The organism is Methylobacterium sp. Leaf91 (assembly GCF_001422815.1).
Classification (GTDB): Bacteria; Pseudomonadota; Alphaproteobacteria; order Rhizobiales; family Beijerinckiaceae; genus Methylobacterium.
In genome coordinates this window covers 22905-47240 of record NZ_LMMP01000023.1, presented here as the reverse complement: position 1 = coordinate 47240, position 24336 = coordinate 22905, and the positions used below count along the sequence as shown (strand labels likewise).

Annotated in this window: 18 protein-coding genes and 1 pseudogene; 8 read left to right on the top strand and 11 right to left on the bottom strand. The window is 67.0% G+C overall.

The window, feature by feature from the left end; genetic code table 11:
- Nucleotides 1-85 precede the first annotated feature (85 nt).
- From ASF32_RS14890 to tesB, 4 genes are all read right to left on the bottom strand, one after another.
- Nucleotides 86-1042, bottom strand: a complete 957-nt coding sequence (locus tag ASF32_RS14890; protein ID WP_244478085.1) for a TorF family putative porin — start codon at nt 1040-1042, stop codon at nt 86-88.
- 296 nt (nt 1043-1338) lie between these two features.
- Nucleotides 1339-2844, bottom strand: a complete 1506-nt coding sequence (locus ASF32_RS14885; RefSeq protein WP_056429781.1) for an ammonium transporter — start codon at nt 2842-2844, stop codon at nt 1339-1341.
- Nucleotides 2845-2932: 88 nt separating this feature from the next.
- Nucleotides 2933-3271, bottom strand: coding sequence for a P-II family nitrogen regulator (locus tag ASF32_RS14880; RefSeq protein WP_018044676.1), 339 nt, complete (start codon nt 3269-3271; stop codon nt 2933-2935).
- Between the two features lie 283 nt (nt 3272-3554).
- A complete protein-coding gene (gene tesB / locus ASF32_RS14875) occupies nt 3555-4424 on the bottom strand; it encodes an acyl-CoA thioesterase II (RefSeq protein ID WP_056429779.1) in 870 nt (289 codons plus the stop codon).
- A 283-nt stretch (nt 4425-4707) separates the two neighbouring features.
- Between tesB and ASF32_RS14870 the strand changes: the two genes are divergently transcribed.
- Nucleotides 4708-5979, top strand: coding sequence for an FAD-dependent monooxygenase (locus tag ASF32_RS14870; protein WP_200919153.1), 1272 nt, complete (start codon nt 4708-4710; stop codon nt 5977-5979).
- 218 nt (nt 5980-6197) lie between these two features.
- On the opposite strand, the gene ppa is transcribed toward ASF32_RS14870, so the two are convergent.
- The 3 genes from ppa to ASF32_RS14855 all read right to left on the bottom strand — a co-directional run bounded on the left by ppa (nt 6198) and on the right by ASF32_RS14855 (nt 7925).
- Complete coding sequence (gene ppa / locus ASF32_RS14865; protein WP_018044679.1) at nt 6198-6734, bottom strand: inorganic diphosphatase; 537 nt, start codon at nt 6732-6734, stop codon at nt 6198-6200.
- Between the two features lie 202 nt (nt 6735-6936).
- Nucleotides 6937-7278 (bottom strand): hypothetical protein, encoded by a 342-nt coding sequence (locus ASF32_RS14860; protein ID WP_056429778.1) that lies wholly within the window; start codon nt 7276-7278, stop codon nt 6937-6939.
- Between the two features lie 140 nt (nt 7279-7418).
- On the bottom strand, nt 7419-7925 hold the full coding sequence (locus ASF32_RS14855; RefSeq protein WP_056429776.1) for a GNAT family N-acetyltransferase: 507 nt from the start codon (nt 7923-7925) through the stop codon (nt 7419-7421).
- A 205-nt stretch (nt 7926-8130) separates the two neighbouring features.
- On the opposite strand from ASF32_RS14855, the gene ASF32_RS14850 reads away from it, so the two are divergent.
- Nucleotides 8131-8856, top strand: coding sequence for a tyrosine-protein phosphatase (locus tag ASF32_RS14850; RefSeq protein WP_056429774.1), 726 nt, complete (start codon nt 8131-8133; stop codon nt 8854-8856).
- A gap of 15 nt (nt 8857-8871) precedes the next feature.
- On the opposite strand, the gene ASF32_RS14845 is transcribed toward ASF32_RS14850, so the two are convergent.
- The gene (locus ASF32_RS14845; protein WP_056429772.1) at nt 8872-9774 is read right to left on the bottom strand and encodes a prephenate dehydratase; all 903 of its coding nucleotides are present in this window, start codon (nt 9772-9774) and stop codon (nt 8872-8874) included.
- A gap of 20 nt (nt 9775-9794) precedes the next feature.
- A complete protein-coding gene (locus ASF32_RS14840) occupies nt 9795-10538 on the bottom strand; it encodes a 3-deoxy-manno-octulosonate cytidylyltransferase (RefSeq protein WP_056429770.1) in 744 nt (247 codons plus the stop codon).
- Between the two features lie 240 nt (nt 10539-10778).
- Between ASF32_RS14840 and ASF32_RS14835 the strand changes: the two are divergent.
- From ASF32_RS14835 to ASF32_RS14810, 6 genes and pseudogenes are all read left to right on the top strand, one after another.
- Nucleotides 10779-11390: pseudogene (locus tag ASF32_RS14835) on the top strand (cytochrome c family protein); the annotation flags it as partial.
- Nucleotides 11391-11821: 431 nt separating this feature from the next.
- On the top strand, nt 11822-13087 hold the full coding sequence (locus ASF32_RS14830; protein WP_056429766.1) for an alpha-hydroxy acid oxidase: 1266 nt from the start codon (nt 11822-11824) through the stop codon (nt 13085-13087).
- A gap of 529 nt (nt 13088-13616) precedes the next feature.
- Nucleotides 13617-15440 carry an extracellular solute-binding protein gene (locus ASF32_RS14825; protein WP_244483668.1) on the top strand — a complete coding sequence of 608 codons (1824 nt, stop codon included), beginning with the start codon at nt 13617-13619 and terminating at the stop codon, nt 15438-15440.
- Nucleotides 15437-17299, top strand: a complete 1863-nt coding sequence (locus ASF32_RS14820; RefSeq protein WP_056429762.1) for an extracellular solute-binding protein — start codon at nt 15437-15439, stop codon at nt 17297-17299. Before ASF32_RS14825 ends, ASF32_RS14820 begins: the two co-directional genes overlap by 4 nt.
- Nucleotides 17300-17308: 9 nt before the next feature.
- Entirely contained in the window at nt 17309-18415 is a 1107-nt protein-coding gene (locus ASF32_RS14815; RefSeq protein WP_056429760.1) for a microcin C ABC transporter permease YejB, read from the top strand.
- The gene (locus tag ASF32_RS14810; RefSeq protein WP_056429758.1) at nt 18412-18942 is read left to right on the top strand and encodes an N-acetyltransferase; all 531 of its coding nucleotides are present in this window, start codon (nt 18412-18414) and stop codon (nt 18940-18942) included. The genes ASF32_RS14815 and ASF32_RS14810 overlap by 4 nt, the downstream gene beginning before the upstream one ends.
- Before the next feature lie 164 nt (nt 18943-19106).
- Here ASF32_RS14810 and ASF32_RS14805 read toward each other — a convergent pair whose 3' ends face one another.
- Together ASF32_RS14805 and ASF32_RS14800 are read right to left on the bottom strand one after the other, a co-directional pair.
- Nucleotides 19107-21191, bottom strand: a complete 2085-nt coding sequence (locus ASF32_RS14805) for a hypothetical protein (protein ID WP_056429754.1) — start codon at nt 21189-21191, stop codon at nt 19107-19109.
- 313 nt (nt 21192-21504) lie between these two features.
- Nucleotides 21505-24330 carry a DUF4159 domain-containing protein gene (locus ASF32_RS14800; RefSeq protein ID WP_056429753.1) on the bottom strand — a complete coding sequence of 942 codons (2826 nt, stop codon included), beginning with the start codon at nt 24328-24330 and terminating at the stop codon, nt 21505-21507.
- Between the last annotated feature and the right edge of the window lie 6 nt (nt 24331-24336).

Below are 24336 nucleotides of genomic sequence, written 5' to 3'. Positions count from 1 at the left end.
CCTTGCCGGAATTCATCCGCGCCGCCAACGAAGAAAGGCCCCGGATCGCTCCGGGGCCTTCTTTGTCCGTCGCTGAGCTTGGGGCTTAGCGGAAGAGGTTCAGGAGGCCGCCCGGCTCGGCATAGATGCCAGGAGCTGCAGTCGACGTCTGGAAGGTGATCGAGCCGATGACGGCATCGCCACACCACTTGGAGGTTCCGCCGTTGTTGAAGCCGCGGTAGTCGCCGGTGAAGTTGAAGCAGTCGGTCTTGCTCAGGTTGGTGTTGTGGTAGCGAACGTCGAGGACGATGTTCTTGTAGGTGTAGGACAGGCCGACGTTGCCGTAGAGGTAGCTCGGCAGGTTGAACGCGGTCTGGCCGGTGGCCGAGGTCTTGGCAGCGGTCAGGAAGTAGTAGCCCAGCTCGGACGAGAGCGAGAAGCCGCCCGAATAGGCCTCGGGAAGGAACGAGAACCAGTTCGCCGGCAGGGTGTAGGCGGCGGTACCCGAGGTGTAGGTGCCGTTGGCGTGCTGGCCGAGGAAGTTCGGCGAGAAGAACACGTTGAGGCCGAGGGTCAGCGCATCCGACGCTGCCCAGGTGCCCTTGGCGGCATATTCCATGAAGTCGGTGTTGGCGGTGGTCAGGAACGCGCCGCCGGGGCCGAGCAGGCGCTTCTCGTTCGGGTAGAAGTAGTAGAGCACGCCGAGATCGAGGGTGAACTTGTCGAAGGTCGGACGGATACCGGCGGCGAGATCGAACTCCATGTCCGGCTGCGTGGGCAGGCGGGTCTGGTAGGTGGCGAGGCCGGTATAGGCGAAGCCGCCGAAATACTGGGCCTCGAAGAAGGACTGGTAGCTGCCCTGGCGGTTCGACTGCGACACACCGCGGAAGTTGTAGTCCGTCTGGTAGCGCGAGCCGAACGAGAAGCCGATCAGCGGGTCGGCGACCTTCGCCTCGACCGGCATGACCTTCGGAGCGGCAAGGTCGGCGGCGTTGACGCTGCCAACGCTCAGGAACGCGGCGAGGGAAGCGGCAGTCCCCAGTGAAGTCAGCTTCAGTGTCATTAGAGTTCAGCCCCAGTTATTCTGTGAGAGCCAAGTTGCCCAATCCCGCCGATCTTCGCAAAACTAACTTTGATGCAATTGCCCAGCAAATAGGCAAATACGGCTTCTGGCGGGACTTGCCATCGGGATGTTGCATTTGCATCACATTCTCGCCCCAGTCCGGCGGGGTGAGCCGGCCCTGCCCGTATACCGAGGGGCGGTCGATGCCTCTTCGCGGGCCTTCACGGCCATGAAAAAGGCCCCGGTCGCATGGCGACCGGGGCCTCTCGGTGCGGTGAGATCGCGCTAGAGCAGGATCAGTAGTTGTAGGCGCGCTCGCCGTGATCGGCGATGTCGAGGCCTTCGCGCTCTTCGTCCTGGGTCACGCGCAGACCGATGGTCAGGTCGACGAGCTTGTACAGGATGGCGGAGCCGATGGCGGACCACAGGATGGTGAAGCCGACGGCCTTACCTTGGGCGAGGAGCTGGGCCGCCATATCGTAGGCGCCCACAACCAGTTCGCCGGGCTTGCTGGTGTAGTCGGGGATGCCGACGCCGCCGAGGTCCGGGCTCACAAGGATACCGGTGGCCAGGGCGCCGAGGATGCCGCCGATGCAGTGGACGCCGAAGACGTCGAGCGAATCGTCGTAGCCGAGGGCGTTCTTGACGGTGGAGCACATGATGAAGCAGGCGCCGCCGGCGACGAAGCCGAGGACGATCGATCCCATCGGGCCGGCGAAGCCGGCAGCGGGCGTGACGGCGACGAGGCCGGCAATGGCGCCCGAGAGCATGCCCAGGAGAGAGGGCTTGCCCTTCAGCATCCACTCGACGAACAGCCAGGAGACGGCGGCGGCGGCGGTGGCGACGAAGGTGTTGATCATGGCCAGACCGGCCGAGCCGTTGGCTTCGAGGTTGGAACCGACGTTGAAGCCGAACCAGCCGACCCAGAGCAGCGAAGCGCCGATCGTGGTCATGGTCAGCGAATGCGGGGCGAGCAGGTCACGGCCGTAGCCGATACGCTTGCCGAGCATCAGGCAGCCGACGAAGCCGGCGATGCCCGCATTGATGTGCACGACGGTGCCGCCGGCGAAGTCGAGGGCGCCCCACTTGAAGAGCATTCCGGCATCGGCGTTGACGGCGTCCAGGGCAGCCTGAGCGGTTGCCTTCGAGGCATCGTCGGTCGCGGCCGCAAGAGCCTTGGCCGCATCGCCGACGACGTCCGGACCACCCCAGTACCAGACCATGTGAGCCATCGGGAAGTAGATCAGCGTGACCCACAGGATGGAGAACACGAGCAGGGCCGAGAACTTCATCCGCTCGGCGAAGGCACCGACGATGAGGCCGGGCGTGATCATCGCGAACGTCATCTGGAAGCAGATGTAGACGTATTCGGGGATCACGACGCCGTTGGAGAAGGTCGCCACGGTGGTGGACGGATCGACCCCCTTCAGGAAGACCTTGGAGAAGCCGCCGACGAAGTCGTTGAGACCGCCGCCATTGGTGAAGGCCATGCTGTAGCCGAAGGCGACCCACAGAAGGCTGACGACCGCCGCGATGGCGAAGACCTGCGTCAGGATCGAGAGCATGTTCTTGGTGCGCACGAGGCCGCCGTAGAACAGCGCCAGGCCGGGCACCGTCATCAGCAGCACCAGGACCGCCGAGATCATCACCCAGGCGGTGTCGCCCTTGTTCGGAACGGGTGCGGCGGCAGCCGGGGCCGAGACGACTTCTGGCGTCGGCGACTGTGCGAGGGATGGCTCGACGAACAGGAGGGCCAGCGCGGCGCCTCCCATCCCGAGCGCAAGGGCATTGCGAAGTTTCATGGAAACGGAACTCCCGGTCGCGGTGCGATGGTGATGTGGGGAAAGCAGGGGAAGGCAGGCCGGAGCGTCGTCCAGCCGGGCCTTTGGATCAGAGCGCGTCGACGTCGGTCTCGCCCGTGCGGATGCGGACGGCCTTCTCGAGCGGCACGACGAAGATCTTACCGTCGCCGATCTGGCCGGTGCGGGCGGCAGCGGCGATGGCGTCGATGACGCTGCTGGTGAGGTCTGACGCGACGGCGACCTCGATCTTCAGCTTCGGCAGGAAGCTCACCGCGTATTCGGCGCCGCGATAAATCTCGGTATGGCCCTTCTGGCGGCCGTAACCCTTGACCTCGGTCACCGTGAGGCCGTGCACGCCGATCCCGGTCAGCGCATCCCTGACCTCCTCGAGCTTGAACGGCTTGATGATAGCCATCACGATCTTCATGGGCGGCGCCCCCTTTGTTCTGGATGCCCCCGGTCACCGGCGCGATCTACGTCGCGGCCCGGCGATCCGGCATTTTCGCACCAGCCAGAATGGCCAAGCGATCGGCGCCCATCATTCAAGGATTATGCCAAAGGGAACTTTTCCCCATTTTGCCATCTGCACACAAAGTGACCGATCACTGACGCGGGATCGGGCGAAATTTCTGCGTCAATCGCCTAAAGAATACTCATTCAGACGATATCGTGAGCAGAGTGGCAGCCAGTAAAGCAAAGGTTGCAGAGGTTCAGGATCCATCGCCGGTCGGGCGTATCAGGCCTTCCTGAGCGACCGACGCCACCAGCTCGCCACGTCGAGTGAAGAGCGATCCTCTGGCGAAACCGCGCGCGCCGGAGGCGGACGGGCTGTCATGGACATAGAGCAGCCAATCATCGGCGCGGAACGATCGGTGGAACCAGAGCGCGTGATCTAGGCTGGCGGATTGGATCGACGCGTCGAACACCGTCTTGCCATGCGGAATCAGGGTGGCGTCGAGAAGCATCAAGTCGGAAGCATAGGCGAGTACGGCCCTGTGTAGCGCCGGCTCGTCCGGTAGCCGCTCTCGCGCCCGCATCCAGACGTGGAACCGAGGCTCGCGCGGATCGCGCGACAGATAGCGTTCGACCTCCACCGGCCTCAACTCGATCGGGGTGGCCCGTCCGAGATAGGCCCGCATGGTCGCGGGGATCGCCGGCCCCGCCGCCGCGGCGAGAGCGGGGGCGTCGAGCAGCGCCTCGGGGGGCGGCACGTCCGGCATGCCGGCCTGATGGAGAGCACCGTCCTCCTCGATGTGGAACGAGGCCGAGAGGGTGAAGATCGCACGGCCATGCTGGTGGGCCAAGACCCGCCGCGTAGCGAAGCTGCGCCCATCGCGAATCCGCTCCACCGCGTAATCGATCGGGGCGGCGGGATCGCCGCCGAGGATGAAATAGGCGTGGAGGGAATGGGCCGGGCGGCTGGCCTCCACGGTGCGCGACGCGGCCACCAGGGCCTGCCCGAGCACCTGGCCGCCGAAGACGCGGAACCAGCCGGTCTGGATGCTCTGGCCGCGGAACAGGTTGTCAGCGAGCGGTTCAAGGTCGAGGCAGGCGAGGAGTTCGTCGACGGATCCGGTCATGCGGGCCTTTGCAGGACAGTGACACCGAGGGTGTCGTGCAACGCGTATTATTGGGCATTGGCATCGCCACACCGGGCACGGAATGCAAGGCTCGCGGGTGAAAGCCACGCATCGGACGTCTCGCCCACGTATCGAGCCTCGCCAATGCACCAAGCCTCGCCTTCGCGCGTTGGCTCCGGCAAAGCGCATGGCCTCGGGCAAGAAACGTTGCCTCGGATGAAACGCGGTGCCAGTGCAGGCCCGTCGGATCGCAGCCGGCGCGGAGGGGGACGAGGTGAAGAGCATGGGCGGATCGATGGACGGTCGCGCACCTCGCAAGGTGATCGTCGCGGGCGGCGGTATTCCCGGCCTCAGCCTCGCGCTGGCTCTGCGCCAGGCCCATGGCGAATCGTTGGATGTGGCCGTCTTCGATCCGGGGCTGGATCGTGCGGCTTTACGCCATCGGGGACGTGCCTTCGCGGTAGCCGCCGGCGGCCGGCGCATGCTGACGAGGCTGGGGGTCTGGGACGACATCGCCCATGCGGCCGAACCGATCCTCGACATGGCGATCAGCGACAGTCGGCTGACGGACCCGGTCCGGCCCATCTTTCTCACCTTTGGCGGACATGGCGCCGATGACGGAGCGGAGGCCGGCGAGCCCTTCGCACACATGGTCGAAGCGCAGTTCCTGGTGGAATCCCTGCTCTCGGCATCGAGAGCCTGCGGCGTTGTCCTGGAACGGGTCGGCATCCGCCATGCGCAGGCGCGGGGTGCCGGCATCGCCGTCGCCCTGTCCGACGGGCGCGGGGCCGTTGCCTCCCTGCTGGTGGCCGCCGATGGATCGCGTTCGAGATTGCGCGAGGCCGCGGGGATCGGTTGGGTCGGACGCTCCTATCCGCAGATGGGCATCGTCGCGACGATCGGGCATGAGCGTCCGCATGGTGGCCGCGCCTTCGAACATTTTCTGCCGAGCGGCCCCTTCGCCATCCTGCCGCTGGTGGATGGCGGCGCGCTGGGTCATCGCTCCTCCATCGTCTGGACCGAGCGGACCTCGGATGTGGAGGCGCTGATCGGCGGCAGCCGGGAAGAAACGCTTGCGGAAATCGAACGGCGCTTCGGGCTCAATCTCGGTCGTCTCGTCCTCGAGGACGGGCCGAGCGCCCACCCGCTGTCCCTCGGCATGGCGCGGAGCTTCCGGGGCGAGCGACTTGCCTTGCTCGGCGACGCGGCCCACGTGATCCACCCCATCGCCGGGCAGGGATTGAATCTCGGCCTCGCGGATGCCGCTTCGCTGGCGGAGGAGATCACGGAGGCCCTGCGTCTCGGCCTCGACCCGGGGGCGAAGGATGTGCTGCAACGCTACGAGCGCAGCCGGCGCTTCGACACCTTCGCCATGGCGGCGGCCACGGATGGACTGAACCGGCTGTTTTCCAACGATGTCCTGCCGGTTCGCCTCGTGCGCGATCTCGGGCTCGGCCTCGTCGACAGGCTCCCCGGCCTGAAGTCGCTGTTCATCGGCGAGGCCTCGGCCTCGCGGGCTGCCTCGCCCCGGCTGATGCGGGGTGAGGCTTTGTGAGGCGATTACGCGGCCTCTTTAGGTTCTCTTTCCAAGGCTTTACCTCATCCTGAGGCGCCGCGTAGCGGCCTCGAAGGAGACCTCCAGGGATCGAGCGATGACTGGAAGCTCCTTCGAGGCCCTTTGCTGAAGCAAAGGGCGCCTCAGGATGAGGTGGTCGGCTTGGATGATCGCCTTTGGCATCGGCCGCCGCTGAGAGATCCGATCCAAAAAGGCTCTCAGGCCTTCTCGGCCTTGGCGCGCTCGATACCCTCGTTGATGAGGCGCTGGGCCTCGGCCTTGTCGCCCCAGCGCTTGATCTTGACCCACTTGCCGGGTTCCAGATCCTTGTAATGCTCGAAGAAGTGCTGGATCTGCTGGATCGTGATGTCCGGCAGGTCGGTGTAGTTCTCGATCCGGTCGTAGCGCATCGTCAGGTGGCGGGACGGCACGGCGATGATCTTCTCGTCCTCGCCGGCATTGTCCTCCATCACGAGGACGCCCACCGGCCGAACGCTGATGACCGCGCCGGGAGCGATGGCGCGCGTATTGGCCACGAGAACGTCGCACGGATCACCGTCACCCGAGAGCGTGTGCGGGATGAAGCCGTAATTCCCCGGGTAATGCATCGCGGTGTAAAGAAACCGGTCGACCACCAGAGCACCGGATTCCTTGTCCATCTCGTACTTGATCGGATCACCGCCGATCGGAACCTCGATAATGACGTTGACGTCGTCTGGCGGATTCTTACCGATCGAGATGGAATCGATGATCATGGGGTCCTCTCTCTAACCTGCAGCAACCTGGGGCGCTGTTTGACGCGTCTCTTAAATCCCTTCCCGGTTAAAAGAAATCGGCCTTCGCCCGTTGCGCGGGGCTTTTGCCCCGAATCGTTACCTCAGGGTGCAGCGATGCTCGCCCGGTGAAGCGTCCATCGAGCCCGCTTCCGGTTGATCGCCACGACGTCCACGTCGTCGATCAGGGCTTGTTCTTGCGCGAGCCGAACCAGCGCTGCCAGACGCCCTCGATCCAACGGGCCGAGCGTTCGAGCGGGACCTTGAGTGCCGGGATGTCCTGGCTGAGGAGAGCCAGTCCCACCGGCAGCATCCAAAGCCCGAGCACGGGCAGGATGGAGAAGATTCCGCCGAGGATGAACAGCAGCGCCGCGCCGATCCTGATCCAGCGGCGATGGGGTTCGCGAAGCCACTCGATGGCCTTGCGCAAAGTGTCCGGCAGCTTCTCGGTGAGGCGGGTGACGCGGTCGTCCCAATCCTGCGCCGTGCAATCGCGGCGCGACACGTCCTGCTGACTGGTGGTCATTGTGGTCCTTGTTCCGGCGCAGGGAAGTCCGGGCCGGCCCCCGACATGTGGGAGCGGTCCGGCTTCAGCGCAGGATCAACGATCCATGCCGTGCTTAGGGTTCCGTGACGGGGACTTCTGACCGGCCCGGCGGCCGGATGTCATTCGAAGCGGTAGGCCGCCTTGTCGAGGACGGCGCCGGCCATGCGGTCGACGGCCTCGGCCACCCTCTTGCCGCCGAGACCGGCGTAGAACGCGCAGGCGCGCTCGTTGCCCGTCAGCGTCCAGACCCCGATCCGTGTCAGGCCGTGGTCGATCAGGTCGTTGCGGATCGCGCGGAACAGGCGGCGGCCGAGCCCCAGGCCCTGATAGGCCGGCAGGATGTAGAGCTCGTCGATCTCGCCCGCTGCCTTGAGCGCGCTCCCCCTCGCCTGCCCGTAGATGGCGTATCCGACGATCTCGTCGCCGATCTCGACCACGACCAGGGGGCGGTTGCGCTGGGCCGCGCCGACCCACCATTGCGACGAGCGCTGGGAGATCATCCGCTCCAGGGAAATGCCGGGGATGATGCCGCGATAGGCCTCCCGCCAGGTTTCGTCGAAGACGTCGCTCAGCCGGTCGGCGTCTCCCGAACGGGCGCGGCGGATGCTGGTGGTGCTCGTCTTCATGACTGTCCCTACGCTCGGTGGAAACGGGAACGACGTCGCATCGAAATCCACGATACGGGCATGATGAAGGCAAGCCGGATGCCGAATTCTCGTGGCCGGGAATATCGATGCCCGATGGCGCCCTTCCGCGACACGCGTTTGCCCGATCCTCTACCGGCTGTTAGAGCCGCAGCACTGTCCTCCCGACCGGTTCCAGCAGCCACCCGTGTTCAACAGATTCATCAAGCCCGAGATCCGCTATGCCCGGCGCATGGCGCGGATCGCCCGCTTCGAGCAGCCGATCTCCGGTCGGAGCGCACGCGTGCGGGCCTGGGCCAACATGCTGCTCGTCGACCACGGCGTGTTCCGTCTCGCCTATCTGAACCGTCACAAGATCGGGACCGGCAAGATCTGGCGCTCGGCCCAGCCCACACCCCACCAGCTCGCCTGGTTCCGGCGGCAGGGCGTGCGCACGGTGATCTCCCTGCGTGGCGGCCGCGAGCACGGCTCCTGGCCGCTCCAGCGCGAGGCCTGCGCCCATCAGGGGCTGAACCTCGTCGAATTCGTGCTGCGCTCCCGCGAAGCGCCCTCGAAGGAGACGATCCTCGCCGCGAAGGCGTTTTTCGACGGCGTCCAGTATCCCGCCGTGATGCATTGCAAGTCGGGAGCGGACCGGGCCGGCCTCGGCGCTGCCCTGTTCCTCATCCTGCACGAAGGCGTGCCGGTCTCGGAGGCGATGCAGCAGCTCTCGGCCCGGTACGGCCATTTCCGCTTCGCCAAGACCGGGATTCTCGACGCCTTCTTCGACCTCTACCTGCGCGACGGCGAGGCGAAGGGTCTGGATTTCCTGACCTGGGTCGAGGCGGTCTACGACCCCGAGGCCTTGAAGCGCGATTTCCGCCCCGGCTTCTGGTCCGACTTCGTGGTCGACCGGGTGATCAAGCGGGAATAGGTCCGCCTCCCGCGCCTACTCCGCCGCCAGCCGCGTCGTCTCGCGGAACGGATGGGCCGGGTAGGTGCCGATGATGCGTAATTCGCGCGAGAAATACGCGAGTTCGTCCAGCGCGCGGGCGAGACCCGGATCCTCCGGATGGCCGTCGACCTCCGCATAGAACTGCGTCGCCGAGAACTGGCCTTCGACCATGTAGCTTTCGAGCTTCGACATGTTGACGCCGTTGGTGGCAAAGCCCCCGAGCGCCTTGTAGAGCGCGGCCGGGATGTTGCGGACGCGGAAGATGAAGCTCGTCACCGTCGGTCCGGTATTGGCCGGTACCTCCACAGCCTCGGGCGAGAACACCACGAAGCGCGTGGTGTTGTGGCTCTCGTCCTCCACGTCACGGGCGAGGATATCGAGCCCGTAGACGCCTGCCGCCATGGCCGGCGCCAGCGCGCCGCGACTGGGATCCCCGGCCTCGGCGACTTCGCGCGCCGCGCCCGCCGTGTCGCCGGCCACGATGGCCTTCAGCCCCAGCCGCCGGATGATCTTGCGGCACTGGCCGAGGGCGTGGACATGGCTGTGCACCGTCCTGATCGCCTCGATCGGCGTGCCGGGAAGCGCCATCAACTGGAAATGGATCGGCAGGAAATGCTCGGCCACGATGTGCAGGCCGGATGTGGGGATGAGATGATGGATGTCGGCGACACGGCCGGCGATGGAGTTCTCGATCGGGATCATCGCCAGCGCCGCGCGGCCGTCATTCACCGCCGCGAAGGCTTCTTCGAACGAGGCGCAGGGCAGCGGGGTCCAGTCCGGATAGGCCTGGGCGCAGATGATGTGCGAGTTCGCGCCGGGCTCACCCTGGTAGGAGATCGTCTTACGGGATTCGGACGTGCGGGATTCGGACGTGCGGGGCTCGGTCGTCTGGGACATTGAGGTGATGACTCGGTTCGTCAGTTGAGGCGCCGGGCATTGAGCACGGCCCGCGCGCGCTCGAGGTCGGCGGGGGTGTCGACGCCCAGCGGCAGGTCGTCGACGATGGTGGCGTCGATGCGCATGCCCGCCTCCAGCGCCCGCAGCTGTTCCAGCTTCTCGCGGGTCTCGAGCTCCCCGGGCGGCAGGGCCATGAAGCGGGTGAGCGCACGGCGGCGATAGGCGTAAAGGCCGATATGGTGGAACAGCGGCCCCTCCCCCCAGGGCGCCTGCGCCCTGGTGAAATAGAGGGCGCGCAAGCGGTTCGGCGTCACGTGATGGCCCACGAGTTTCACCACGTTGGGATCGTGCCGCTCCTCGTCGCGGGTGATGAGGGCGCAGAGGGTGGCGATATCCACAGCCCGATCCGCGAGTGGCAGGATCGCGGCCGCGATGGCCGCCGGGTCGATCGTCGGCAGGTCGCCCTGCACGTTGACGATGACGTCGTGGTTGCCCTGCGGATCGATGATCTCGAGGGCCTCGGCCAGCCGGTCCGATCCGGAGGGATGATCGGCCCGGGTGAGGGTCGCGAGGCCTCCGACCCGCTCGATGGCATCGACGATCTCGACGGCATCAGTCGCCACCACCACGGGGCCGATGCCGGCCTCCACGGCCCGGCGCCAGACATGCACGATCATCGGCTCGCCGGCGATGTCGGCCATGGGCTTGTCGGGCAGCCGCGTGGCCGCCATGCGGGCGGGGATCAGGACGAGGGGATCTGACATCGACCGGCGGATCTCTCCAGTGAGGGGGCGGATTAGCAGGGGCGATGCGGGTTGTCATCGTCGCCGGGGCGGCGCACGGGTGACAGCTTCGCCTCTGCGACTACGCGGCCCGTGACTCCGGCATTGTCAAGATCGGTCGAGTACCGCTATTCACCCTCGAACATTTCCAGAGTCCGGGGCATCCGCTCACCGGGCCTCGCATGCCGCCGCAACCGGCGGACGCCCCCGGAGTTGTCGAGAATGGACTCTTTCGAGCTGAACAAGGTCGCGGGCGCCGTTCTCGGCACTCTTCTTCTCGCCATGGGCTCCGGGTTTGTCGCCGAGTTGATTTATTCTCCGAAGCCCGCCGGCAGCGCGGGCTACGCCCTCCCCGAGCCTCAGCCCGAGGCGGCGGGCGGTGGTGCGGCCGCCGCTGCCAAGGTCGAGCCGCTTCCGGTTCGCCTCGCCAGCGCTAGCGTCGAGAAAGGCACCGGCGCCGCCAAGAAGTGCGCCGCCTGCCACAGTTTCGAGAAGGGCGGCCCCAACAAGGTCGGCCCGCATCTCTGGGGCGTGGTCGATCGTCAGCGCGCGCATGAAGGCGGGTTCGAGTATTCCGCTGCCCTGAAGGAAAAGGGCGGCACCTGGACCTACAACGAGCTCGACCACTTCCTCGCCAATCCGAAGACCTACGTGCCCGGCACCAAGATGGCCTTCGCCGGGATCCAGGCTCCGCAGGAGCGCGCCGATGTGATCGCTTACCTGCGCTCGCTCGCCGATACGCCGGCTCCGCTCCCCGCCGTGGAGAAGGCCGCGGCTGCAGACAGCCCGGCTGGCGACAAGCCTGCCGATCAGAAAGCGCCGGAAGAGAAGCCCGCGCAGTAGGCTACGCGACTGGGGGAAGTTCCCGCATCGATGAACGATCGGAAAGGCCGGGCTTGTCCCGGCCTTTTGCGTTCCAGGACATGCGCCGCGTTTCCAACGAGGGAATCACCCGGGCCGACAGCATCCCGCACTGCAGCAAAATAATGTGAAAGCCGGCTCACCCGGTGACTGAGGCGGTGCGGATCGCATGATCGTGATGACAGCAAATTAAGCACGATAATCCTGCGCTGTGAGTCGAAAAACAGTCTCCCTGTCGACTTTGTGGAAGGATTTCCCGGTAGGACGGGGGAGTGGGACACCACCACATTGAGTTAGAATTATATCAGTTATTGCATTGCACAATAAAAATGATGCAGGAAAGCCCCGTAATCTGGGCCGTGGAAACGGCGCATAGGTCGAACGGATTTGAAGGGCAGAGTGTTATGAGCGAGCATGCATCGATCCACCGTCGCAAGCTGCTGACGTATTTCTCGACCAGCCCGCTTTTCGCACCGAGCGCTGCCCGCGCCCTGGCCGGCATCGCCGCTTTCGGAACCACCGAAGCCGTGGCCCAGAGCTACGACGTGCTCCGCGCCGCTCCCGTGATGAACGGCGACCTCATCGCCTCCCCGGCGCAGGCCCTCAACGTGTTCGATTTCGAGCCCGTGGCGAAGAAGGAATTGCCGCCGGCGCATTACGGCTACCTTGCCAGCGGCGTCGACGCCGACAAGACGCTGAAGGCCAACCGTGACGATTTCGACAGGATCCACGTCCGTGCCCGTCGCCTGATCGACGTGCGCAAGATCGACACCACCGTGAAGATCTTCGGCGAGACCTGGGCCAGCCCCATCGCCCTGGCGCCCGTCAGCAGCGTAGGCGCGTTCCACCCCGAGGCGGAGTCCGCCGCCGCCCGCGCCTGCAAGGTCAAGGGTCATCAGATGATCCTGTCCACGGTGGGCAGCACCTCGATCGAGGATGTCATCAAGGAGCGCGGCGCGCCCGTCTGGTACATGCTCTACCCGACCGACGATTGGGCTGTGACCGAGAAGCTGGTGAAACGGGCCGAGGCGGCCGGCGCGCCGGCCATCGTGCTCACCGTGGATCGCCAGGGCGGCCGCAACACCGAGACGCTGTTCCGCGAGCGCCGCGCCGACACCCGCACCTGTACCGATTGCCACACGCCCGGCTTCAAGAACGAAGTCAGCCGCAAGCCGATGTTCGACGAGATCGACGTGTCGAAGGTCACCAACCTCTACGGCACCGGCATGACCTGGGATTACGTGAAGCGCCTGCGCGGCATCGTGAAGGGCAAGCTCGTCCTCAAGGGCATCATGACCCAGGAAGATGCCAAGATCGCCCTTACCCACGGCGTCGACGCGATCATCGTCTCCAACCACGGCGGCCGCGCCGAGGAGAGCCTGCAATCGACCATCGGCGCGCTGCCCGAGGTGGTCGCTGCCGTGAACGGCAAGGTGCCGGTCCTCATCGATGGCGGGTTCCGCCGCGGCACCGACGTGCTCAAGGCCCTGGCGCTCGGCGCCACCGCCGTCTGCGTCGGTCGTCCCTACATCTGGGGCCTCGCCGCCTTCGGCCAGCCGGGCGTCGAGATGGTGCTCACCCTGATGCAGCGCGAGTTCGAGACGATCATGCGCCAGGTCGGCGCCACCAAGATCGCCGAGATCACGCCCAAGAGCGTTCAGATCGTCTGACGTCCGGTCGATCGGATTTGTCCTACGGATGATCAGGCGTGAGCGGATCATCCGTAGCAGTCGATTATCCAATCAGACCACCTCATCCTGAGGTGCCCTTTGCCTGAGCAAAGGGCCTCGAAGGAGCCCTCCAGTCTGCTCTATGGGTTCTGGAGGCCTCCTTCGAGGCCGCTGCGCGGCACCTCAGGATGAGGTAAGCCCTTGGGAAAACAGCCTAAACAGGTTCTTCCCCTCTCTCACGAAACTCCCGCTCCCGCTCCCGCTACGGTGTGGTACGTCGCGGGAAAATCGACCCTGATCTAGAGTTGCGTCAAGCACTCCGACGTCCTTCGGAGGACGGTCCTCCCACGCGTTCAACCGACGCGCCTGGGACTTGCCCGCTTGGCGTGCCCCGCCCCGGCGTCCTAGAAGGACATGCCGCCTGAGCCCTCTACGGCTTCGGCCATGGAATTCGGGAGACAGCCGCCTCGTGAAGCGAACAGCCCTGATCGGACGCCTACTCGCCGCTACCTTGGCAGTCTCCCTCGCCGTGGCGAGCTTCGCGGAGAGTGCGCGCGCCGCCACGCAGGAAAGCGGGTGGGCCCATGCCCTCACGCTGATGGGCGAGCCGAAATATCCGGCCGATTTCAAGCATTTCGATTACGCGGACCCGAAGGCCCCCAAGGGCGGCCTCGTCCGCCTCGGGGCCCAGGGCGGGTTCGACAATTTCAATCTCGTCGTCTCCGGGCTGAAGGGCGATCTCGAGAGCGGGATCGGCCAGATCTACGATACCCTCATGACGGAATCGCTCGACGAGCCCTTCACCTCCTACGGCCTGCTGGCCGAGGGGGCGAAACTCGCCGACGACCTCTCCTCCGTGACCTACCGCCTGCGCGAGAACGCCCGCTGGCACGACGGCAAGCCGATCACGCCGGAGGATGTGGTCTGGTCCTACGAGACCCTGAAGGCCAACAGCCCGTTCTACGCCGCCTATTACCAGACGGTGGCGAAGGGCGAAGTCACCGGCCCGCGCGAGGTCACCTTCACCTTCGCCGAGAAGGGCAACCGCGAATTACCGCAGGTGCTCGGCCAGCTCCGCGTGCTGCCCAAGCACTGGTGGACGGGCAAGGACGCGGAAGGGCGCCAGCGCGACGTTACCCAGACCACCCTCGAGATGCCGCTGGGCTCCGGCCCCTACCGCCTCGCCAAGTTCGAGCCGGGCCGCAGCGCCACCTATGAGCGCGTGGCCGATTACTGGGGCGCCGACATGCCGGTGAATGCCGGACGCAACAATTTCGGCACGATGCGCAACGAGTATTTTCGCGATTCCACCGTGCTGATCGAGGCGCTGAAGGGCGACCTGTTCGACTTCCGGGCCGAGAACGTCGCCCGCAACTGGGCCACGGCCTATGACGATTTCCCCGCCGTGAAGGAGGGGCGCCTGATCAAGGAGGAGTTCCCCGATCGCGGGAACGGCACCATGCAGGCCTTCGTCTTCAACACCCGCAAGGCGAAATTCGCCGACGAGCGGGTGAGGCGCGCCTTCAACCTCGCCATGAATTTCGAGGAGATGAACCGCTCGCTGTTCTACGGCCTCTACAAGCGGATCGACTCCTACTACTTCGGCTCGGAACTCGCCTCGTCGGGGCTCCCCCAGGGTGAGGAACTGGCGATCCTCGAGGCGGTGAAGGACAAAGTCCCGGCCTCCGTCTTCACGACCCCTTACGCGAACCCGGTCAACGGCACGCCCGATGCCGTGCGCGCCAACCTGCGCGAGGCGGTGCGCCTCCTCAAGGAGGCCGGCTACGAGCTTCGCGACGGGCGCATGACCAACGTGAAGACCGGTGAACCGCTCACGGTCGAGTTCCTGGAGTTCCAGAGCGTGTTCGAGCGGGTGATCCTGCCCTTCTCGGCTCAGTTGAAGCTCATCGGCATCCAGACCTCGCTGCGCGTCATCGACCAGGCGCAATACCAGAACCGGCTGCGCGGCTTCGACTTCGACGTGACCACGAGTTCCTGGGGCCAGTCGCTTTCGCCCGGTAACGAGCAGCGCGAATATTGGGGCTCGGCCGCGGCCGACAAGCAGGGATCGCGCAACCTGATCGGCATCAAGGACCCGGCCATCGATACGCTGATCGAGCGTGTGATCTTCGCCAAGGACCGCCCGGGCGTGCTTGCCGCCACCCACGCCCTCGACCGGGTGCTCCTCGCCCACAACTTCGTCGTGCCGCAATGGGCCTCGAACGTGTGGCGGACCCTGCGCTGGAACCGGTTCGCGCACCCGGCGACCCTCCCGCTCTACGGTTCGTCCGGCTTCCCGACCACGTGGTGGTACGACGAGGCGCTCGCCGCCAAGACCGGGGCGCCGCGGTGAGGTTCGCGCCGACCCGCCGGGACTTCGTCGCCGGGGCCGGCGCCCTCGGCATCGCCACCGCCCTGACGAAGCCGGCGGGGGCCGCCCTCACCGGGGCGAGACACGGCATGTCGAGTTTCGGGGAACTGAAATACCCGGCCGACTTCCCGCATTTCGCCTATGTGAACCCGGCCGCGCCACGCGGCGGCCGGTTCTCGGCGCAGCTCTCGGCGACCCTCGGCAACCAGGCCGGCGACACGTTCAACACCCTCAACATCTACGTCCTGCGCGGCGACGGCGCCGCCGGCATGAACCTCACCTTCGATACGCTGATGGTGCGGGCGCTGGACGAGCCCGATTCGCTCTATGGCCTCGTCGCCCGCAGCGTGGAAGCGAGCGAGGACGGCCTCACCTACCGCTTCACCCTTCGCCCCCAGGCGCGGTTCCACGATGGCACGCGCCTCACCGCCGCCGATGTCGCCTTCTCCCTGAATCTACTGAAGGAGAAGGGCCACCCCGAGATTTCGCAGGTGATCCGCGACATGGCGGATGCCGTGGCCGAGAGCGACGAGATGTTGGTCGTGCGATTCGAGAAGGGCCGCAGCCGCGATCTGCCGCTCTTCGTCGCCACCCTGCCGATCTTCTCGAAGGCCTATTACGCGGGCCGCGACTTCGAAGCCTCCACCCTGGAGCCGCCGATGGGGTCCGGCCCCTACAAGGTCGGGCGCCTGGAAGCCGGCCGCTTCATCGAGCTGGAGCGGGTGGCCGATTACTGGGCCGCCGACCTGCCGGTGATGGTGGGCCAGAACAATTTCGAGCAGATCCGCTACGAGTATTTCCGCGATCGTCAGGTGGCGTTCGAGGCGTTCAAGAGCGGCATCTTCACCTTCCGCGAGGAGTTCACCGCCCGCGTCTGGGCGACGGGCTACGATTTCCCCGCCTTCCGCGAGGGCCGCGTGCGCAAGGAGGTCGTGCCCGATGCGCGCCCTTCCGGCACGCAGGGCTGGTGGATCAATACGCGGCGCGAAGCCTTCAAGGATCGCCGGGTCCGCGAGGCGATCGGCCTGTGTTTCGACTTCCCCTGGGCGAACAAGAACCTGATGTTCGGCGCCTATATCCGCACGGCCTCCTTCTTCGAGAATTCCGACCTCAAGGCCACCGGAAAGCCCTCGGCCGAGGAGCTCGCGCTGCTCGACCCCATGCGCGCCGGACTACCGGACGAGGTCTTCGGCGAAGCCTGGCAGCCGGCGCAGTCCGACGGCTCCGGCCAGGACCGGGCACTGCTCAGCCGCGCCGTGGCGCTCTTGCGCGAGGCGGGCTGCACGCGGGAGGGCGGCACCATCGCGCTGCCGGGAGGCAAGCCCCTGGAGATCGAGTTCCTCGACGCGGATCCGGCCCTCGAGCCGCACACCCAATCCTTCATCCGTAATCTCGGCCTGATCGGGATCAAGGCCACCATCCGGCGGGTGGACACCTCCCAGTATCAGTCCCGCCTGAAGGATTTCGACTTCGACATCACCTCGCGCCGCTATAGCAACGGCCCGACGCCCGGGCCGGAACTGAGGCAGGTCTACGGCTCGGCCAGCGCCGCCACGCCGGGCTCGGACAACCTCGCCGGGATCTCCAACGCCACGGTGGACGCCCTGATCGGCCGGGTGCTCGATGCGTCCACCCGCGCCGATCTCACCGTCGCCGCCCGCGCCCTCGACCGGGTGCTGCGCTCGGGCCGCTACTGGATTCCGATGTGGTACAAGGCCGATCACCGCCTTGCCCTCTGGGACGTCTACGGCCACCCCTCCCCCGGACCGGCCTACGATCTCGGCGCGCCGGCGATCTGGTGGCACGATGCCGACAAGGCCCGGCGAATCGGCAGGAATTGAGGACCAGACGTGCTCGCCTACATCCTGCGCCGCATCGCCCTCATGGTACCGACGATCTTCGGGATCATGCTCATCACCTTCGTCATCGTCCAGTTCGCCCCCGGCGGGCCGGTGGAGCGCGTGCTGGCGCAGCTTCAGGGCCAGAACGAGGGCAGCCTGTCCCGCGTCACCGGCGGGGCCGGCGATCTCGGCGGCGGCGGGCGCTCGGCCGGCGGCGGCTCGGAGACGAGCTCGCGCTATCGCGGCGCACAGGGGCTCGACCCGGCCTTCATCAAGAAGCTCGAACAGCAATTCGGCTTCGACAAGCCGGCACCCGAGCGCTTCGCCAAGATGCTGTGGGACTACGCCACCTTCGATTTCGGTAAGAGCTATTTTCGCGACGTCTCGGTGCTGCAGCTGATCCGCGAGCGGTTGCCGGTCTCGATCTCCCTCGGCCTGTGGATGACTCTGCTGTCCTACGCAATCTCGATTCCGCTGGGCATCCGCAAGGCGGTGAAGGACGGCTCGCGCTTCGACCTGTGGACCTCCAGCATCGTCATCGTCGGCTACGCGATCCCGAGCTTCCTGTTCGGCATCGCCCTCATCATCCTGTTCGCCGGCGGCTCGTTCCTGCAGGTCTTCCCGATCCGGGGCCTCACCAGCGAGGGCTGGGAGAACTTCACCCTCTGGGGCAAGATCGTCGATTACGCCTGGCACATGACGCTGCCCCTCACCGCCCTGGTGCTCGGCGCCTTCGCCACCTCGACGCTCCTTACCAAAAACTCGTTCCTCGACGAGATCCGTAAGCAATACGTGATGACGGCGCGGATGAAGGGCCTCACCGAGCGGCGTGTGCTCTACGGACACGTGTTCCGCAACGCCATGCTGATCGTGGTGGCGGGCTTTCCCGGCGCGTTCATCTCGGCCTTTTTCGCCGGCTCCCTGCTCATCGAGACGATCTTCTCCCTCGACGGGCTCGGCCTCCTGTCCTTTACCGCCATCGTCGGGCGCGATTACCCGATCGTCTTCGCCACGCTCTACATCTTCTCGCTGATGGGTCTGGCGGTGAACCTGCTCTCCGACTTGATCTACACCTGGATCGATCCGCGCATCGATTTCTCGGCGCGGGCGACATGACCAGCCTGCCCCTCGTCATCCGGCCCGAGCGGCCGGGCGACGCCGATTCCATCGAACGCCTCCACGCCCGCGCCTTCGGGCCGGGACGTTTCGCCCGCACCGCCTATCGCCTGCGCGAAGGCGCCCGGCCCATGGCGGATCTCTGCTTCACCGCGCTCGTCGGCACGTATCTCGTCGGCTCGGTCCGTGTCGCTCCGGCGGAGGCGGGAGGGCCGCTTTTGGTGCTGGGGCCGCTCACGGTGGATCCGAGTTTCGGTAAGCGCGGCATCGGCGGATCGTTGATGCAGGCGAGCCTCGACGCCGCGCGGGCCGGCGGCCACGGGCTCGTCATTCTGGTGGGAGACGCGCCCTACTACCGCCGCTTCGGCTTCGCGCCCGTGCCGCCGGGCCGCCTGCTGCCGCCGGGACCGGTCGACCCCGCGCGCTTCCTCTGGCTCGAACTCCGTCCCGGCGCCTTGGAGACGGTATCGGGGACCGTCAGGCCCGTTCGTCCGCTCGCAATCTTGGGCGGCGAGACGCGAGGCTGACCCTCCCCAGAGGGTGAGACGCACGCCACTCCTTCTCCCCTCTGCGGGAGAAGGTGGCCCGCAGCCAAGTCGGATGAGGGGAGCGCCATCATCGGAGAGGTCGCCCCCTCTCCCGGTCGCTCCGCGACCACCCTCCCCCGCAGAGGGGGGAGGGTCGACAACCTCTACGCCACCCGGCCGCGCCGGCCCTCCACCAGCCACATCGCCAGCACCGCACCGGCCAAAGCCACCAGCGCCCACAGACCGAGCGCCAGGGGATAGACCTCGACGCCGCGAATGACGGCGCCGTCGCTGGGGCGGAAGCCGATCCAGTCGGCGCCGGCCAGACGCCCGCTGCGCACGGCCTGAAGGCGCGGCACCACGGTGGTCCCGCCCGCATCGGCGACGCGGCGGATCGAGCCGCCGGTCCCTTCGGCCAGGGCCTTCAGACGCTCGGTATCGCTGAACACGTCGGTGAGTTCGCGCGGGTTCGGCGGCCCGACGCTGACGAAGGCGATGAGCGAGCCGGAGCGCAGGGTATGGAGCCCGAGTTCCGTCGCTTCGAAGGTCGTGCTGAACAGGCCGGGCTCCCCGGCCGTGAGGGTCAGTGTCCGCTCCGGTCCGGTCGGTCCCTTCACGGTGACGGGGTCGGTGGTCTCGGCCATGGTCTGGCGCTCGACGCGGACTTCGCGGCCATGCCCCGTCGTCTGCGCCCGCAGGGCCTCCTCTTCGAGGGCCGGCTCCTTCATCAGCCAATGGCCGAGGCGGCGCAGCAGGTCGAGATAGGGGCCGCCCTCCTGGTATCCCCGCGCCCAGAGCCAGGCATGGTCGGAGAGGAGCAGGGCGACCCGACCCTTGTCCTCCCGCGAGAGAGCGAGGAGCGGCAAGGCGTTCGGCCCCTGCAGGATCGGCTGGATGCCGGGCTTGGTCTGGGCCGAGACGATGCGCAGCCAGTCACCCCAGGCCGGGGGAGAGGCTTCCGAGCCCGGCAGGGCGCGGGTGACGGGGTGGCGGGTGCCGGTGCCCGTCAGCGCCGCCTTGTAGGGCTGCTCCACCACCCGACCATTGGGCTCGCCCGGCAGGATCTGGGAGAGCCGGGTACGGGCGAGGCTCGACGAGGAGGCGAATTCCGGCCCTGCCGCGATGAGCAGCGCGCCGCCATCGCGGACATAGCGGACGATGTTGTCGAAATAGGCCGAGGGCAGCACGCTCTGGTTGGCGTAGCGGTCGAAGATGATGAGGTCGAAATCCTTGATCTTCTGGACGAACAATTCGCGCGTCGGGAAGGCGATGAGCGACAGTTCGGAGATCGGCGTGCCATCCTGCTTCTCCGGTGGCCGCAGGATGGTGAAGTGGACGAGATCGACGTTCGCGTCCGATTTCAGCAGGTTGCGCCAGGTCCGCTCACCCTGGTGCGGCTCGCCCGAGACGAGGAGCACGCGCAGCTTCTCGCGGATGCCCTCGATGGGCAGGACCGCGCGGTTGTTGATTGTGGTCAACTCACCGGGCAGCGGCTCGACCTCGATCTCCACGACGTTGGGGCCGCCATGCTCGATCTTGGTCGTCAGCGAGAAGGGCTGGCCGGTGGGGAAGGTGCGGCGTCCGATCTCCTCGCCGTCGCGGCGCACGGTGACGGTGGCGTTGCCGGTGCCGCCCCGCTCCATCACCTCGGCGCGAATGGTGAGATCGCGCCCGACGATGCCGAATCGCGGCGCCTCGATCAGCTTGATCTGCCGGTCGCGCTCGTCGGGATGGCCGGTGACGAGGACATGGAGGGGCGCCTTGATGCCGAGCGCCGCGACATTGGCCGGGATGTCGTGGACCACGCCGTCCGTCAGCATCACCACCCCGGCGAGCCGATCCGGCGGAACGTCGGCAAGCCCCTGGGACAGGGCCGTGAACAGCTTGGTGCCGTCATCGCCGTCCTTGGCGTCGGGCACATCGATGAAGCGGGGCTCGATGTTGCTGAGCGATCCGAAGCGCCTCTGCAACTCGGCCCGCACCGTATCGGTCATGGCCGGACGGTCACCGAGACTTTGCGACCCCGACCGGTCGACCACGATGGCCGCGATGTCCTTCACCGGCTCGCGGTCCTCGCGCACCAGCGACGGGTTGGCGATGGCCAGCAGCACGAGCCCGAGGGCCAGCGCCCGCAGGATCGCCGTGCGCCCCCGCGCCACGAAGGCGAGGACGACGAAGATCGCCACCAGAACGCCGAACCCGGCAATGACTGGCCACGGGATGAGGGGGGGGAAGCTGAGGCTCAGCATGGGCTAGCGGCCTCTGTGGTTCGGGTTCCCGCACTTTCCCGCCAGACCACCTCATCCTGAGGTGCCCGCAAAGCGGGTCTCCGGATGAGGTCGGAGGCCAAGCGATTGCAAACGCCGACAACCCAATCGTAGCAGGCAGTCATCCCGGGGCCGCGCAGCGGAGCCCGGGATCCAGAAACACAGGTGGTGGTGGACTTTGCACCATCAGCGGATCTGGATTCTGGGCTCGCCTGCGGCGCCCCAGAATGACGGAGTCGTGTCACTTGCGATTGCCCTGGGACAAAGGGGAGTACGCCGCGCATCATGTGGCTCATCACTGTCCCAACCGCTCCAGCAGGGCCGGGACGTGGACCTGATCCGCCTTGTAGTTGCCGGTGAGCGTGTAGATCACGAGGTTGATGCCGCCGCGAAACGACATCTCGCGCTGGCGCTGGTCGCCGCCGACAATGGGGTAGAGCGCCTCGCCGCGCTTGCCCACCGCCCAGGCGGAAGCCAGGTCGTTGCCCGTGATGACGATGGGGGAGACGCCGTCGCCGGCCCGCGCGGGGCGGCGTTCGGCCCCGTCTCCGGCGGGCGGCAGGGTCTCGACCCAGGTCTGGCCGGTGGCGTAGCGGCCGGGAAAATCGTCCACGAGGTAGAAGGCCTTGGTGAGCACATGGTCCGCCGGAACCGGCTCCAGTTCGGGCACTTCCAGCGTGGAGAGCATCTTGCGCAGATAGGCCCCCTCCGGTGTCGGCGGGCCGCCCGGCCGAGCCGTGAGCGCGTCGCGGGTGTCGAACAGGACAGTCCCGCCATTGCGCATGAAGGCGTCGATCCGGCGGATCGCAGCTTCGCTCGGCTGCGGACGGCTGGCGACGATGGGCCAGTAGATGATCGGATAGAAGGCGAGCTCGTCCTTGCCCGGATCGATGCCGATCGGGTCGCCCGGCTCCAGGGCGGTCCGGCTGGCCAGCATCTGCGTCAGGCCGTTGAGCCCGGCGCGGCTGGCCGTATCCGTCGCCTCGTCGCCGGTGACGACGTAGGCCAGACGAGTGGCGAGGGCCGAGTCGAACGTGTTCGGCCGCGCCCCCTCCTGCGCATGGGTGCCGCTCGACAGGCCGGCGACGCCGATGCCGGCCACGATGAGCACAGCCGCCGCCCGTCCGGCGAAGCGTCCGAACAGCCCCCCGCGCGAACGGTTGAAGAGGCCGCCAAGCCAGAGGCCGGCGAGGGTGTCGAGGATGAGGAGCATCAGCGCCAGGGTAAACAGCGTGGCGCGCAAGTCGAGAGTGTCTCCGCCGGTGAGCGAACCGGTGCGTGCGTCGGTGAAGGCCGAAAGGTCGAGGGGTTTCAGGCGGTCGTCGGGCCTGAGCGCGTTCACGGCGACGCCGCCGTCGGCCGGGCCATAGAATCCGGCCGGGTGTTCGAGGCTGGCCCGCTCGCCGTAATCGTCCGGCACCGCCGTGGCGCCGGCGGGTGGGCTGCCGAGTGCCCCGAAACCGTCGAGGGTGAGGCGAGGCGCCAGGACGGCGGCGGCGGGCCGGGTCGACCCCTCCCCTCCGTTCGGCGCAGCGCTGCCCGACAGGGCGACCACGCGGCGCAGCATGTCGATGAACAGGCCGGAGAGCGGCAGGTTCGACCAGGTCGTGTCGGCAGTGACGTGGAACAGAACGATCTGCCCCTTGCCGCGCTTCTCGGCGGTGACGATGGGCGTGCCATCCTGCAGCGAGGCCCAGGTGCGGCCCGGCAAGTCGCCATCCGGTTCGGCCAGGATCTGGCGGCGCACCCCGATATCCGCCGGGGGGACCAGCCCGGCAAACGGACTTTCCGGGGCAAAGGTCGCGAGCGTCTTGGGGCTGTCCCAGGACAGGGTGCCGCCCAAGGTCCTGCCTCCCCGGCGCAGGCGCACGGGCACCAAGGTGTCGTTGCCGGCCGCCAAGCGCGGCCCGGCGAAGCGCAGCAGCAGGCCACCGTCGTCCACGAAACTCGCCACCCGGCGCATGGTCGCCTCGTCGAGGGCGCCCACATCGGCTAGCACCAGCACCGAGACCTGATTGTCGAGGAGCTGCCCGACTGATTCGGCCACGCCCTTGGCCCCGCGTGCTTCCTGCACATCCGCGAACGGGGTCAGTGCACGGGAGAGATAGTAGGTCGGGGCCAGGAGTGGCTGGGCCTGATCGTTGGTGCCGCCGAAGACCAACCCGACGCGGCGGCGCTTGCCACGCTCATCCATCAGCGTCACCGCGCCGGCCGAGCGCTCGGCGGCGATCTCGAGCCGGCTGATGCCGTTGCGGAGCTCCACCGGAAGCTCGAACTGAACCTCGGTTTCGGTGGCCCCGTCGGCGAAGCGGAAATCGTGCTCGGCCAGGGGCAGGCCCTTCTGATCCAGGGCACGGACCGCGCCGGCATCGCGGCCATTGGCCGAAGCGCGCAGCACATGGGCGGTCAGCTTGCCGCCGCTCTCGGCCGCGGCGAGGGCCAGAGCCGGTGGATTTTCCGCGCGCAGGATGGTGAGACGGGCGCCGGCTTTGTTCAACGCGTCGGACAAACCCTTGCCGAACGCGTCGGATGCGGCACCCGCTACGCCATCGGTGATCCAGACCACAGCGACCGCCGGATGGCGGTCGAGGAAGGCTCCGATGGCGGTCAAATGGACGTCGCGTTGCGGTAGATGCGAGCGCGGCGCGACGGCCCGGAGACGGTCCAGGGCGGCGGCGGGCGTCTTCGCCTCTATAGCCGCCGGGGCGTCGGCAAGCGCGATCACGGCCACAGGGCGACCGTCCCGCGAGGCCGCCTCGATTTCGTCGGTGGCGGCCCGCATGCGCTCGCGCCAATCATGTGCGGCTGAAAACCCGTTATCGATCATGACGATAAGAGGCGTCCGCCCCGAAGTCGCGCCGGTGCCCGACGGGTTCCAGACCGGCCCCGACACGGCGAGGATCAGGCAGGCGGCGGCGATCATCCGGAGGATCAGCAGCCAGGGCGGGGTCCGCGCCGGAGTCTCGCGCTTGGCCAGGAGGTCGGCCATGATCCGCAAGGGCGGAAACTCGATCCGCTGCGGCCGCGGCGGGGTCACCCGGAGCAAATACCACAATGCCGGCAATACGATAAGCGCCGCGAGCGCCAGCGGCGCGGCGAAGGTCAGGGGCAATCCGAACATGCGCTG